The following is a 13,594-nucleotide window of genomic DNA, read 5'->3' as shown; positions in this document are numbered from 1 at the left end:
CGAGAGGCCATTCACCTGAGAGCCCGGCAGCGGAGGCCGTGCTTCGGAGAGACGAGCATGGGCCTCGTGCAGCAGGACACAGTGGTCCTCTTGGTCGACCTCGTCGAGTCCGTGCGGCTGATGCGGGAGCATGAGGCATCCGCCGTGCATCGGTGGACAGACTTCGTCCAATTTGCCACCGACCAAATTCTGCCCCGTTATCGCGGCGGCCTCGTGAAAAGCCTCGGAGACGGGCTGATGGCCCGCTTCGAGTCGGTGCCTGACGCTGTCAATGCCGCGGCCGACATGCACCGGAGCATAGCTGTTCAGAACACGGGGCGTCCCGAGGATCAACACTTCCAGCTTCGTGCAGGGATCAACGCTTCCACTGCGTGGAGCGACGGTATCGACATCTATGGCACCGGTATCAATCTTGCAGCCCGGCTCGCAACCCTTGCCGGTCCCGGTGAAACGATCGCCAGCGAGGCGGCCCATGAGCAATTGGCGGCAGCTCTTGCCAGCCTTGCCAATCCCGGCGAGACGATTGGCAGCGCCGCGGCGCGCGACGAGCTGACGCACGGTGTGGATGCGTTATGCGAAGATCTGGGCGATTGTATCCTCAAGCACTTTGACAAGCCGGTTCGCGCCTACCGAGTTGGTCGGGCCAGTCTGCACCCGAGCCTCGCCGTTCGGCGAGACTATGGAACTCCCATGGAGCCGACGATCGCCGTCATCCCCTTCGACGCGCGCAAGGACGCGGAGGAACATCTCGACATCGGTAACCTGATCGCGGACAGCGTGATCTGGCGCCTATCCAAATCGGCGAACCTCAAGGTGATCTCGCGTCTGTCGACCAATACATTTCGCGGCAGAGTCAGCGATGTCGCGGAAGTGTCGGCGCATCTCGGTGCCACCTACATTCTCAGCGGCAGCTACGTGGTCGCTGCGGGCCGGATACTGGTGACAGCGGAGCTGTCCGCGGCGCGAACCAACCAGGTCGTCTGGACCGACCGCCTGAGCGGGGATATCGGCGACCTGCTGCAGCCGGAGAGCGAACTGGCGCACCGCATCGCCGCTGCAGTGCATCTGTCGGTCTTCGATGCCGAGGTCGAGCATATCCTGACCCAGCCGTTGCCGACGCTGGAGAGCTATTCGCTGCTGCTTGGCAGCATCCGCCTGATGCACCGGTCGAACAAGGATGAGTTTCTCCAGACGCGCAAGGCTCTGGACGAACTGATCAATCGCCACGGCCGGATAGCTGCCCCACGCGCCTGGCTCGCCAACTGGTACATCCTACGCATGACGCGCGGCTGGTCCGAAGACCGCAAGCGCGAGGCCGCCGAAGCATTGAGCGCCACTCGCGCGGCGCTCGACCGCGACCCCTCCGATGCGCTTGCGCTTGCGACCGAAGGCTTCGTCTATTGTCACATGTTGAAGGACCTGGACACCGCTCGAAAGCGGTGCGAGCAGGCCGTCGATGCCAACCCCAGCCACGCGCTGGGCTGGCTCTACCGCGGCACCGTCAACGCCTTCAAAGGCGAAGGCGAGGCGGCCGTTGCCGCAACGCAGCGTGCGATGGAGCTGTCTCCGCTCGATCCGCAGCGTTATTATTTCGAGTCCCTTGGAGCCACGGCTCTCCTTTCGGCACGTCGATGCGGCGAGGCGGAAAAGCTCGCGCGCTCATCCCTCGTCCTCAATCGCATGCATCCGTCCACCTGGCGGGTCCTTACCATCGCACTCGTTTCGCAGGGACGGATTGAGGAGGCGCGCGCAGCGTTGGGCAGGATGCGCGAGCTCGAGCCGCAATTGACCGTGGATCGATACATCGGGCGCCTCCCGAATGCGCAGCTCGAAACAGGCAGGCACTGGGCCCGCTGCCTGAAAATCGCGGGTTTACCGACGACAGGCTGACTAACGACTTGTTTTCATAAGGAGGCAGGCAATGGCTCAACTAGGCGGAGCGGGAGGAGCAGGCGGCGCAGGTGGTGCTGGCGGAGCTGGCGGCGCAGGGGGAGCAGGCGGTGCGGGCGGAGCAGGCGGCGCCGGAGGGGCGGTCCTTGGCACACTCGGCGACGTCTGGGCCAATCCCATCATGGTGGATGCACTCATCCACGCCCGCGAAGGGACAATCGTTGTTCCCGAAATTTCGACGTCTCCATACTATTACTTTCACGCGCCTGTCTTGCCGACAACGATCGACGATCCCGCCCAACTGGATCGCTGGGAGCCGTGGGTGCGCGCCTTCACGGCGGTCGGGGAAATGCTGCAGGGCATCACCTTTCAGGTGTCGGCCGCCGATCCCAACTCATTCCTGGTTCGGTCGCCCGCATACGTGATTGCGGAGATAGGGCGTCCGGGCGAGTCGACGTTTAAGAACCAGATTGCGATGGTCCTGAGTTGGGCCGAGCTGCGCAACGAACGCGCCACGGAAATCATGGCGCAGGTCGATCCACAATATGCCTTCTGGTCTTCGATCGTTTATCTGCATCCCGAGAGGACCAGGCGCACGTTCGAGCTCATCAACATGGTCCTGCAGTTCTGCGTTTACGTGGAAATGCGCTTCAAGCATGCGCTGGCGTGCTGGCGGCCGGTCGAATACAACGCCGAGGTGCAGCCGATGATCACGACGCCGGGACACGGAAGTTTCCCGAGCGGACATGCGACGCAGGCCTACGCGGTAGCCTACGTGCTCAAACGGCTATTGAGCCTGCATAAGGCGACATCCGGATTCCCCCAGATCATCGAGCAGCTCGATCGCCAGGCGGCACGGATCGCAACCAACCGGGTCGTGGCCGGCGTCCATTTTCCGGTCGATAGCATGGCAGGGCGGATGTTGGGCATCGCCCTTGGCGAGTACTTCGTCGGGCGTTGTCTGGGGAGCACGGCAACCAAGAGGCGCACGTTCGACGCGGGCTACGTCGACAGTAACCCCAGCACGGATTTCAACCCCTTCCATGCTGACCAGGCGCTCAATGCCAACAAGTTCTATTCGGAAACCACCGGCGGGACCGTCACGCAGTCCCTCCTGATGAAGGAGCTGTGGGACAAGGCCTACTCCGAAGTGTCGACGAGATTCCCGTAGGAAACACGTTCCTGAAACGGAAGTGGAGAGCATTCCATGGCCGGAGAATTACCGACATGCTTCGACCCGTACCTTCGGTACGCAATCGCGAGCGAATTCAAAAACTTCGAGTTTTTCGACGAGCAGAAGTCCAAGCTATTCCTGTTTGTGGAGCTCAAGAGGGCCGATCTGGCTTCTGACTTTATGAGAGCTATGAGTCCTCACTGCTTCGGTGCCGAGTTCGGACGGATCAGTCCGAATTCGCGATATCTGACCATGCGGGCTTACAAGAAGGCGGTCGAGGCAAACTTCCAGGCATGGAACGACAATGTATTCAGGGTCGAGTTGTCGCTTCCATCGGAGCCGACGGCCATACAAAAGAGCGTGCGGCTCGATAGGTTCTCGAGCGAACAACCACCAACGTCTCTGCTCATCGGCGTGATCGATGATGGCTGTCCGTTCGCGGCAGCTCAGTTTGTCAAGCGGATCGCGGGTGTCGCAACCGGGACACGCGTGCGCGGTGTCTGGGATCAGAACGAGCACGCAGACAGAGTCCCGATCCCCGCAGGTGCAGACGTCTTTGGCGAGAAGCCGTTCGATTTCAATTACGGCCTCGAATTCCTTCGAGACTCCGTATCCGGCGTGGTCGGGCTCAACGACTGGATCCAGTTGCACAAGAGAGCAAACGTGATCGACGAGGATGGCTGCTACGCGGATGCGGGTTTCAAGACGCTCAAGCATCGGGGCTCGCATGGTGCACATGTGATGGATGTCCTCGCCGGACGCATTCCGCTCTCGGCACGCATCGCGCGCGGCGATCCGCCAAGTTGGCAGCCCGAAGATCCCCGAACCGATCCTGCTTGCGAAGCCGATATCGTGTTCGTGCAGTTTCCTGAGAGCTGCCTTCGCGACGCGACCGGCGTCTGGCTGAAGGGTTACGTCGCCGACGCAATCGACTACATCATGTCATTTGTCGATTCCGGCACAAAGAACGTGGTGATTAATGTCAGCTATGGGCCGACCACCGGACCTCATGATGGCACCGCAGCGCTTGAGGGCAAGCTGAGGGAGCTTGTCATCTACTACGACGGTACTTCCGGACGTCCAAAGCTTGATATTTTCCTGCCTGCCGGCAACAACTATCTGAGCGATGGGCAGGTCCGTTTCGTCAGGCAAACCGTGGCAGACGCCGACCATGTCGAATGGACATGGCGCCTTCCTCCCGACAACACCGTGCTCTGCTTCGCTGAAGTCTGGATGAAGATGAACCACACGGGCGGTGTCGTTGTGACGCTGACGTCGCCCAGTGGTCTTAGCTCCTCGTCGACTACCGGTCCTGCGCCCCCCGGCCTCCCATCTCCGCCGCCCGCTGTACCCGCGCTTCCGCCTTACACCGGCGCGTATGCCCCGGTTGACTGGGGTGACAGCAGGGTGTGGCTGATTGCGGTCGAGCCCACCGTTGCCGGTGCCGGCATGGTGCCCGAGCATGGGAGTTGGAGGATCAAAGTCGAGGGCATCGAGGTGGGGAGCGAGGTTCATGCCTATGTGGCACGTACCGATCCGAACATGAACATGCGCACCGGTGCGAAGCGTTCGTATTTCGTCGATGCCGGATGGGAGGCGGGCCGCGCGGCCGAGGCCGGCTGCACGTATGCCGGTGGGGAGTTCGACAAGACCGGATCGCTTGTTTCGCGCCTGGGCACCCTTAACGGGATTGGTACGGACGCCGTCGCGGGTGTGCACGTGGCCGGCGGTCACATTCTTTCGGCGCCAAAACGCAAGTCGCCTTATTCGTCGGCGGGCCGCTCACGAACCGGGCCCCTCCCGCGGCGAGTTGGTCCCGACTACGCGCTGTTCTGCGACGAGTCGGATGCTCTCCAGGGGGTACGCGCCGGGGGCAATCGAAGCGGTATCGTGTTTCGTCTCATCGGTACCAGCGCAGCCGCGCCGCAACTCGCACGATTGGTTGCGGATCTGCGACCGTTAACGGTACACGATGCTCCAGCCAGTCCTCCGGACGAGAAGCGAGGTTGGGGCGATCTCTATCCGCCGTGACCTGTGGCGAGGCGCGCGAACAGGATTCGCGTTCCTTTTGCGCAAGCAAGGTCAGCGACGTCCAGAAGACGTCACCCGAGGTCTATGACTGAGATAGGTAGCGAAGCTGCTGCCATGATGCTGGCAGCAGCCACGTGTTAGCGCCGTGCGAAGACTCCGCAACAGGAGCTGATCGTGGGAGAGTGGGTCGGGGTCGCGATCGCACTGCTGTCGAGCAGCATCGGCGGGACAGCTGCGGCGATCACCCGCTATCTCGTCGGCGGGGCTGATCCCATCCTGCTGGCGCTCCTGCGCTGGGGGATCGGCTTTCTCTGCCTCTTGCCCTGTGCGCTTCTGCTCGGCGTGCGCTGGCCGCAAAGGTCCGACTGGCCGGCCGTGGCGGGGCTCGGCGTCTGCTTCTTCGGCCTGTTCTTCATCCTCTACAACATCGCGGTGTCCTACACGACGGCCGCGCGCGCGAGCCTCGCGCTGGCGACGCTGCCGCTCCACACCATGGTGGTCGGCGCGCTTCTCGGCGTCGAACGTCTGACCGCACGCAAGATCACCGGCGTCGGCATCGCGGTGCTCGGCGTGGCGGCGGCGCTGGCCGTGGGCCTCGCGCAGAGTCCGCCCGGCGCCTGGCGCGGTGAATTGATCATGACCGGCGCAGTGTTCTGCATGGCGTTCTACAACGTGCTGTCGCGGCCGCTGATGCGGCGCTCCAGCGCGCTCGGTTTCCTCACGGCCGGGATGGGTGCAGGCGCGCTCGTGCTGGTGCTGGCAGGTCTGGTGAAGGGCAGCTTTGCGGCGCTCGAGCAATTCACGTCGGCGCAGTGGATCGCCGGCATTTATCTGGGCGTCGGCGGCGGTGCGCTCGCCTTCATCCTCTGGGTGATGGCGCTGGTGCGCGCGACGCCGACCCGCGTCGCCAATACGATGACGGTGAATCCGATCGCTGCCACCTTGCTCGCCGCGCTGCTGATCGGCGAGCCGATTACGGCCAACCTTCTGGTCGGGCTGGTCGCGGTGTTCGCCGGAATATGGATCGCAACCAGCGAGGCGAAGCCAGCCTAGCCCTTCGGTGCCGTCACCGTCGCAGGGCTCGCGTCCGGCGTCTTCTTCGGCTTCAACATGCCGGCGTAGAACGAGACCAGCCACACCAGGATGATGGCGAGCAGGTAGACGCCCCACGCCTGTGGCGGCGTGGTCGCCCAGCGCAGGAGTCCCTTGAATGTGCGGGGCGGGCTGTTGTCTTGGCTCATGGCTCGCTTGTGCGCGAAAGCCTCGGTCCGGTCAATCCGGCCGCGGCTTGGTGCGGATCAGGAACAAGGCCGCCAGCGCCGAGAGGCTGAGCGCGGAGGAGACGATCAGCACCTTGGCGCCCATGACGTCGATCAGCAGGCCGAAGGCCAGCGGCGCCACCGCCTGCGCCATCCGTGCGGGGGCGCCGATGATGCCGAGACGGTAGCCGAAATCCTTCGGCCCGAAGATCGACAGCGGCAGCGTGCCGCGCGCGATCGTCAGAATGCCGTTGCCCGAGCCGTGGAACAGCGCAAACGCGCTCGCCGCGGCGCCGCCGAAGATCGCCACGATTACCGCGCCGATCGGATGGGTGAGGCAGGCGAGCCGGGTCGACCACAGCGGATGGAAGCGGCTGAGGAAGCCGGCCTCCAACATGCGGGCCCCGACTTGCGCCGGGCCGATCAGTGCACCGGCCGCGATGGCTTCGGCAGGCGTCGCCCCCGTCGTCTCCAGGATGCGCGGGAAATGCGCGGCCATGGCGCCGGTGACGGTCCAGACCGCCGCGAAGATGAAGGCCAGCAGGACCATGGTGCGGTCGAGCGGCAGATGCGGCTTCTCGGCCGTCGCCGCCGCCTGTTTGGCGCCCTTGATCGCCGGCAGCATGAAGAAGTTCAGCGGCAGGCCGATCAGGATGTTGGCGGCGGCCCACGCAAAGCAGGTCTCGCGCCAGCCGATATGCGACAGGCCCCAGGCGGTGAGCGGCCAGCCGACGGTGGAGGCGAAGCCCGCCATCAGCGTGATGCCGGTAATGGGCCTGCGCGCCTCGGTGCCGTAGATGCGCCCCAGCGCGGCGAAGGCGGCGTCGTAGAGCCCCATCGCCATGCCGATGCCGAGCACGAGCCAGGCGAACACCATCACCGGGACGGAATGTGCGAAGCCGAGCAGCGCGAGGCCGGCGGCGATCGTCAGGTTCGAGGCGGACAAAACCTGCCGGCCGCCGACGAGATCGATCTGCCGTCCGATGCGCGGCCCGAGCATCGCCGAGATCACCAGCGAGGCCGAGAACGCGCCGAAGATCCAGTTGGAGGAGACGCCGAGGTCGCGCGCCATGGGATCGGCGATCAGCGCCGGCAGATAATAGCTGGAGGCCCAGGCCAGGGTCTGCGTGGTGCCGAGCGCCAGGATGATCGGAAGCTGGCGCTGGCTCATATTGCTGTATTTCTGGTCGGCGGTGTCATCGGTTCCATTTGCAGCGGCAACGACAGCGCGTCAACCGCGGCTGCGGCATATTGGACCTGCTGCGGACGAGAGCCTTGAGACGGGAGCCTTGGTCGCATGACGTTCGCACGCGGCCTTCCGCTCGTCACGAATGCACGCCATAATGGCGCATGCAATTGACCTCGCGCCTTGCGCTGATGAACTGGCTGACCGGCCAGGGGCTCACGGGCCTTCCCGAAATCGACCTGCTCCGCGGCTTCTGCGAGCGCTGCTGCGCCGAAGGGCTCGACCTGTCGCGCGCGCTGGTGGTGATCGACACGCTGCATCCGATCTACGAGGGCCGCGGCTTCCGCTGGAGCGACCGTCCCAGCAACGAGAGCGACGCGTTCGAATACGGCTCGACCGCCGACGGCGACGCTGCCGCAAGCTGGCGCCGCTCGGTGTTCTTCCACATGCTCGAGAACGGCCACGACGAGATGGTGATCGATCTCGCCGAGGCGCCGTCGCTGGATTTCTCGCAGATCGGCGAGCTCGCCGAGAAAGGCCACAAACATTATCTCGCCTTCGTGCATCGCTTCGGCGAGAACGGCGCGCTCGGCCTGATGGACTGCCTCTATTCCTGCTGGACCACGCGCCGCGACAGCGGCTTCAGCGACGGTGAGCTGGAGGCTTTGCGCGATCTCGTGCCGGTGCTGGGGCTCGCGATCAAATCGGCGCAGCAGGTCGATATCGCCCGCACGCTCGGGCGCGTCTATCTCGGCCGCGACGCCTCCGCGCAGGTCTTGCGCGGGCGCATCTCGCGCGGCGTCACCGAGCGCATCAACGCCGTGCTGTGGTATTCGGATTTGCGCGGCTCGACCGGGATCAGCGAGAGCATCGCGCCCGACGAGATCATCCCGTTCCTCAACGACTATGCGCAGGCCGTGATCGACCCGATCCACGAGGCCGGCGGCGACGTGCTCAAGCTGATCGGGGACGGCGTGCTCGCGATGTTCTGGGGTGAGGACATGGCGGATGCGCGCCGCGCCGCGCTGCGCGCCGAGCATCTGTTCCGCAAGAACATCGCGGCGCTGAACAAGCGGCGCGAGGCCGACGGCCGTCCCACCACGTCGGCCTATATCGGCCTGCATGTCGGCGAGGTTTTCTACGGCAATATCGGCAGCGAGGACCGGCTCGACTTCACCGTGGTCGGCCCGACCGTCAACGAGGTCAGCCGCATCGCCTCGATGAGCCGCTCGGTCGACCGCGAGCTGCTGGCCTCATCCGAGTTCTACCAGGGCCTCGATGCCGCCGGGCGACGCTATCTCGTCTCCACCGGCCGCTACGCGCTGCGCGGCATCGGCCGCGCGCAGGATCTCTACACGCTCGATCCCGAAGTCGACGCCAGTGAGCCGGTGACGGGAAGCTACGAGCGGTATCTGGCGAATTAGGGCCTATACTCATTAAGGTCAGCTGCCGAGGGTTGTGCGGAAGTCGCCCGCTCGGCCTGCGTCGGACGCTTATGGACCCGAAGCGGTCGATGTCGAGCTTGTCCCGAGCTATTATCAGCCTAGCTGATCGACCAGCGCCGACCAAAGAGCCCATTGTTCGCCTCGATGTGCCGGGTCCTCAATTGCCGTATGCACCATGACGACCTTAGAGGTCGGATCAACGCAAATACACTGGCCCTTGAATCCTAACAACGCGAACTGCCGCCTCTCACCGGGAAACAGCCACAAGAGATAACCGTAGCCAAATCTCTTCGTCTCCACGACCGGTCGCAGATAGTCATCCGAAGCTCGAACGGTGGTCGCATCGATCATCCATTGCGTCGGAACGATCTGCTTGCCATCCCATGCGCCATCATGCGCCAGCAAACGTCCTAGCCGGGGCGTAATCGCGCAGAACGGCATTGAAGCCAAAGTGCCCCAGTTCGAATCCTTCTGCGTCCACCAGCCAATTGGCGTCCGCTTCCGCGCCGATCGGTTCCCAGACTTTCTCATGCAAATAGTCGGACGCTGACTTGTTGACCGCACCGTGAAGCACCATGCCGAGCACGTCGGCTTCTATGCTCGCGTAGTAAAATCTTGTTCCCGCTGGGGCGACACGCTGATTGAATTGCAAGATGCTCCCAACCGTGCCCAACTTGGAGTTCGGGGACGCGATCCCCATGCCATTCCACAAGCGATTGAGGTCACGTCCTCCGTCTCTTGTTTCACCGAAATCAACGCCTGAGGACATGTGCAGCAGATCGCGAATTGGTGTCCTGCCGTACTCGCTACCAATAAAACCCGGTACGTAACTTTCGGGGATGTCGTCGACCGACTTAATCGCCCCCTCCGAGATGGCGATCCCGATCAACAGCCCGGTTATCGTCTTGACCATCGATTGGGATACGAACCGATCTTGATCAGTTCGTGCGTACTGATAGCCCTCGAAGACAATCTGGTCGTCCTTGGCGATTAGCAGGCCAGTGGTCGGATTGCGGGACATGTAGTCGAGGGGCGAAAACTTGCTCCCCTGAAAAATGTAATGAACGTCTGCCCGCGAGCACTTGAATTTCCAGGGTGTCACAGCTCGCCTTATGAGCCGCGTTGGATAGATCTGATCGATGTGGGTGAATGCACCGACACGAAATTTTGGTTCCCAAGGGTCGCCTTGCCTCCGCGCCTCCGCAATGTCGGGAAGTGGATAACCATCTTTGGCGCCGTAAAGCTCGGCGTTTGGACCTGTTGCGGAGACAATCGGACCGGCGCAGTCTTGCGTCGCGCCAGGGGAAACTAGTTCTGCGGTTGCGGGAATGAGATCAGCAAACGCACAAGCGACTGTAGCAGCCAGCGATGACACAGCCCTGCGACGGGAATATTGCGGCGCCGACACGACGTCCCCCAAAAAAGGTTTCCCTTAAGTAGAGATCAAATCGGGTGAAAACTTCAAGGAGTATGTCTCCTATCGACTCGGCGCGGAAGTCCAGCGACAATTCCGATTGCGGGGGCATAGCGGACGTCAAGCGCCGCCCCCTATTTATGAGTAACTCCCTAGCTCGCCTGTCTCTACATACTCCGTCTTTGCGAGCGCAGCGAAGCAATCCGACTGTCTCCGGCTGAAGGATTCTGGATTGCTTCGCCGCGAAGTGCTACTCGCCCCGACGGTTGTGACTAACACGTCACCGCCACTTCATCCCCGACCATGTCCGGCTGGCGATCCAGCGCCACCGCCGGCGACAGCCAGATCACCAGCGCCTGCACGCCGAATACGGCGGCTGCGAGATAGAGGCACGCTTCCGCGCTCCAGAGGCCGCCGACGACCGCGCCCAGCGCCGAGCCGAGCGGGCGGGCGCCGTAGCTCATGATGTTGATGGCGGAGACGCGTCCGAGCAGGCGCGGCGGCGTCACCGACTGGCGCAGCGTGGTGGTCGAGATCACCCACAGGATCGGTCCGACGCCAAGCAGGAAGAAGCTCAACGCGGCGAGAAAGGGCGAGGGGACCAGCACCGTCAGCGCCATCACCACCGCCGCAACGAAGCCGGTGACCGGGCCGAGGCCGACCACGGTGCCGAACGCGATGCGCCGCATCACGCGGGTGGCAAGCAGCGCGCCGATCACCATGCCAACGCCGTACATGGTCAGCACGGTGCCGATTCCGGCGGCGGTCAGGCCGAGATGGCGCACGGCATAGGGCACGAACACCGCGATCTGCAGGAACCAGCCGGTGTTGAAGATGAACTGGGTGACGAACACCGGCCGCAGCAGCGGATGGTGAAACACGAACGCCGCGCCTTCGCGGATGTCCTGGAACGGATGGCGCCGCGGGACGGGCGCGCGTGCGGGTTCGTAGATGCCGGAGAGCAGCACGACAGCAATGGCGGAGAGTGCCGCGGCAAAGCCGAAGGCCGGGCTTGCGCCCCACCATCCGACCAGTGCGCCGCCAAGCGCAGGGCCGCTGGCAAAGGCGACGGTGCGCGCGAGCTCGATGCGGGCATTCGCCGCTGGCAGGAGGTCGGAGCTCACCAAGGACGGCACCAGCGCCGGCGCGGCTACGCTGTAGACCACGGTGCCACAGACGGCTGCGAAGCCGAGCAGCGCCAACAGCGGAAGATTGAGCGCGCCGAGCGCGAGCAGCAGCACGATGGTGGCGAGGGCTGCGGCCCGCAGCGCCTCGGCGCCGGCCATCAGCGAGCGGCGCGAGATGCGGTCGGCGAGCAGGCCGGCCGGAATTGCGAACAGCACGAAGGGCAGGGTCAGCGCGGTCTGCAGCAGCCCGGTCTGGCCTTCCGCGACCCCGAGCGTGAGCACGGCGACGATGGGGGCCGCGGCCAATGCGATCTGCTCGGCCGACTGCGCCGCGAGGTTGGACCAGGCGAGGCGGGCAAAGGTGTCGGGAAGGCGAGGCGGGTTTGACATGGCTCAGTTCCTGCAAAGTCGGTTGGCGCCACTATCCGCCGCCAAGGGCCGCCGGGCCCACCCGCTTCCCGACACGGCGGCGAATAACGGCAGGAGCGGGAACCCATGCCACTAGATGCAGTTGCAAATGAGTTGCAATAAGCCTCGAACTCGGTATTCTCCTCGCATGGATGCCCGATCGCCTGATTTGACCCCCGACGCCGCCGGCTGGCGCGCTGACGCGCCCGTCACCAAGAGCCTCCCCGAGGTCAACGCCACGGTCGCCGTTCCGCTCGGTGGCCGCTGGTGGCGCCGGCTGCTCGCCTTTGTCGGTCCCGGCTATCTGGTCTCGGTCGGCTACATGGACCCCGGCAATTGGGCGACCGATCTCGCCGGCGGTTCGAAGTTCGGCTACACGCTGCTCTCGGTCATCCTGCTCTCGAATTTGATGGCGATCCTGCTGCAGTCGCTGGCGGCACGGCTCGGCATCGTCACCGACCGCGATCTCGCGCAGGCCTGCCGCGGCACCTATTCGCCGCCGGTGAATTTCCTGCTCTGGATCGCTTGCGAGGCCGCGATCATCGCCTGCGATCTCGCCGAAGTCATCGGCACCGCGATCGCGCTGAAGCTGCTGTTCGGCATTCCCCTGATCGGCGGCGCGCTGCTCGCGGCACTCGACGCCTTCCTGCTGCTGCTCCTGATGAACCGCGGCTTCCGTTTTCTCGAAGCCTTCGTCATCGCGCTGCTGGGGGTGATCGCGGTCTGCTTCGCGGTCCAGATCGTGGCCGCGGCGCCGCCGGTCGCCGAGGTCCTGCACGGCTTCATGCCGAAGAGCGAGATCTTCACCAACCCCGAGATGCTCTACATCGCGATCGGCATCATCGGCGCGACGGTGATGCCGCATAATCTCTATCTGCACTCCTCGATCGTGCAGACGCGCGCCTATGAACGCAACGACGAGGGCCGCCGCGAGGCGATCAAATGGGCGACGACGGACTCGACCATCGCCCTGATGCTGGCGCTGTTCATCAACGCAGCGATCCTCATCGTGGCGGCGGCGACCTTCCATAAGAGCGGCCATTCCGACGTCGCCGAGATCGGCCAGGCCTTCGAGCTGCTGTCGCCGCTGCTCGGTCTCGGCATCGCCTCGACGCTCTTTGCGATTGCGCTGCTCGCCTCCGGCCTGAACTCGACGGTGACGGCGACGCTCGCCGGCCAGATCGTGATGGAGGGCTTTCTCGACCTGCGCCTGCCGAGCTGGGCGCGCCGCCTGCTCACGCGCGGCATCGCCATCATTCCGGTGATCGTCGTCACCGCGATCTACGGCGAGCGCGGCACGGCCGACCTGCTGGTGTTCAGCCAGGTCGTGCTGTCGATGCAGCTGCCCTTCGCGGTGATCCCGCTGGTCCGCTTCGTCTCCGACCGCCGCAAGATGGGGCAGTTCGCGATTCCGGGATATGTCGCGGCGATCGCCTGGATCGTCGCGGGCGTCATCGTGGTTTTGAACGTGAAGCTGCTGGTGGATACGCTGTTCGGGTGAGGGCGGCGGCGATCCGCCCGGCCCGTTCAAGTGGACCGTGCTCGACGGGCCTCCCGATCAGACAGCGGGCATGACCCTCCCGAACGCGAGCCTCCGCCCAGTGAGATGTGTCGGCTGGCGAGTTTGTTCCCCGTTTTCGGGCGCAGGTTTGCCGCGGAA

Annotated in this window: 11 protein-coding genes; 6 read left to right on the top strand and 5 right to left on the bottom strand. The window is 64.2% G+C overall.

Going from position 1 to position 13,594, the window contains the following annotated elements:
* Window positions 1–57 precede the first annotated feature (57 nt).
* The 4 genes from CIT39_RS19775 (at window position 58) to CIT39_RS19760 (ending at window position 6,148) form a co-directional block, all read left to right on the top strand.
* Window positions 58–1,890, top strand: a complete 1,833-nt coding sequence (locus CIT39_RS19775; RefSeq protein WP_094977575.1) for an adenylate/guanylate cyclase domain-containing protein — start codon at window positions 58–60, stop codon at window positions 1,888–1,890.
* A 31-nt stretch (window positions 1,891–1,921) separates the two neighbouring features.
* Complete coding sequence (locus tag CIT39_RS19770) at window positions 1,922–3,061, top strand: phosphatase PAP2 family protein (protein WP_202975537.1); 1,140 nt, start codon at window positions 1,922–1,924, stop codon at window positions 3,059–3,061.
* A 36-nt stretch (window positions 3,062–3,097) separates the two neighbouring features.
* Window positions 3,098–5,095: a S8/S53 family peptidase gene (locus tag CIT39_RS19765; RefSeq protein WP_094977577.1), complete on the top strand. Its 1,998-nt coding sequence runs from the start codon at window positions 3,098–3,100 to the stop codon at window positions 5,093–5,095.
* Window positions 5,096–5,269: 174 nt separating this feature from the next.
* Entirely contained in the window at window positions 5,270–6,148 is an 879-nt protein-coding gene (locus tag CIT39_RS19760; RefSeq protein ID WP_094977578.1) for a DMT family transporter, read from the top strand.
* Here the strand turns inward: CIT39_RS19760 and CIT39_RS19755 are convergent.
* A complete protein-coding gene (locus tag CIT39_RS19755; RefSeq protein ID WP_094977579.1) occupies window positions 6,145–6,336 on the bottom strand; it encodes a hypothetical protein in 192 nt (63 codons plus the stop codon). The two genes, CIT39_RS19760 and CIT39_RS19755, sit on opposite strands and share 4 nt — an antisense overlap.
* Window positions 6,337–6,367: 31 nt before the next feature.
* Window positions 6,368–7,525 carry an MFS transporter gene (locus CIT39_RS19750; protein WP_094977580.1) on the bottom strand — a complete coding sequence of 386 codons (1,158 nt, stop codon included), beginning with the start codon at window positions 7,523–7,525 and terminating at the stop codon, window positions 6,368–6,370.
* 179 nt (window positions 7,526–7,704) lie between these two features.
* On the opposite strand from CIT39_RS19750, the gene CIT39_RS19745 reads away from it, so the two are divergent.
* Window positions 7,705–8,964 carry an adenylate/guanylate cyclase domain-containing protein gene (locus tag CIT39_RS19745; RefSeq protein WP_094977581.1) on the top strand — a complete coding sequence of 420 codons (1,260 nt, stop codon included), beginning with the start codon at window positions 7,705–7,707 and terminating at the stop codon, window positions 8,962–8,964.
* Between the two features lie 114 nt (window positions 8,965–9,078).
* On the opposite strand, the gene CIT39_RS19740 is transcribed toward CIT39_RS19745, so the two are convergent.
* The 3 genes from CIT39_RS19740 to CIT39_RS19730 form a co-directional block, all read right to left on the bottom strand.
* Complete coding sequence (locus tag CIT39_RS19740) at window positions 9,079–9,390, bottom strand: hypothetical protein (protein WP_094977582.1); 312 nt, start codon at window positions 9,388–9,390, stop codon at window positions 9,079–9,081.
* Entirely contained in the window at window positions 9,377–10,393 is a 1,017-nt protein-coding gene (locus CIT39_RS19735; RefSeq protein WP_148667332.1) for a serine hydrolase domain-containing protein, read from the bottom strand. Before CIT39_RS19735 ends, CIT39_RS19740 begins: the two co-directional genes overlap by 14 nt.
* 278 nt (window positions 10,394–10,671) lie before the next feature.
* Window positions 10,672–11,916: an MFS transporter gene (locus CIT39_RS19730; RefSeq protein WP_094977584.1), complete on the bottom strand. Its 1,245-nt coding sequence runs from the start codon at window positions 11,914–11,916 to the stop codon at window positions 10,672–10,674.
* Between the two features lie 166 nt (window positions 11,917–12,082).
* Between CIT39_RS19730 and CIT39_RS19725 the strand changes: the two genes are divergently transcribed.
* Window positions 12,083–13,435 carry an Nramp family divalent metal transporter gene (locus tag CIT39_RS19725; protein ID WP_094977585.1) on the top strand — a complete coding sequence of 451 codons (1,353 nt, stop codon included), beginning with the start codon at window positions 12,083–12,085 and terminating at the stop codon, window positions 13,433–13,435.
* The last annotated feature ends 159 nt before the right edge of the window (window positions 13,436–13,594 follow it).

Source organism: Bradyrhizobium symbiodeficiens, from assembly GCF_002266465.3.
Taxonomy (GTDB): domain Bacteria; phylum Pseudomonadota; class Alphaproteobacteria; order Rhizobiales; family Xanthobacteraceae; genus Bradyrhizobium; species Bradyrhizobium symbiodeficiens.
The sequence above is the reverse complement of the archived record's forward strand: the minus strand, read 5'-3'. Positions and strand labels throughout refer to the sequence as shown.

Bases quoted from the DNA above. Each gene is read 5' to 3' on its own strand.
- CIT39_RS19775 (WP_094977575.1), top strand. From the start codon at position 58: ATGGGCCTCGTGCAGCAGGACACAGTGGTCCTCTTGGTCGACCTCGTC.
- CIT39_RS19725 (WP_094977585.1), top strand. From the start codon at position 12,083: ATGGATGCCCGATCGCCTGATTTGACCCCCGACGCCGCCGGCTGGCGC.
- CIT39_RS19770 (WP_202975537.1), top strand. From the start codon at position 1,922: ATGGCTCAACTAGGCGGAGCGGGAGGAGCAGGCGGCGCAGGTGGTGCT.
- CIT39_RS19750 (WP_094977580.1), bottom strand. From the start codon at position 7,525: ATGAGCCAGCGCCAGCTTCCGATCATCCTGGCGCTCGGCACCACGCAG.
- CIT39_RS19730 (WP_094977584.1), bottom strand. From the start codon at position 11,916: ATGTCAAACCCGCCTCGCCTTCCCGACACCTTTGCCCGCCTCGCCTGG.
- CIT39_RS19755 (WP_094977579.1), bottom strand. From the start codon at position 6,336: ATGAGCCAAGACAACAGCCCGCCCCGCACATTCAAGGGACTCCTGCGC.
- CIT39_RS19765 (WP_094977577.1), top strand. From the start codon at position 3,098: ATGGCCGGAGAATTACCGACATGCTTCGACCCGTACCTTCGGTACGCA.
- CIT39_RS19745 (WP_094977581.1), top strand. From the start codon at position 7,705: ATGCAATTGACCTCGCGCCTTGCGCTGATGAACTGGCTGACCGGCCAG.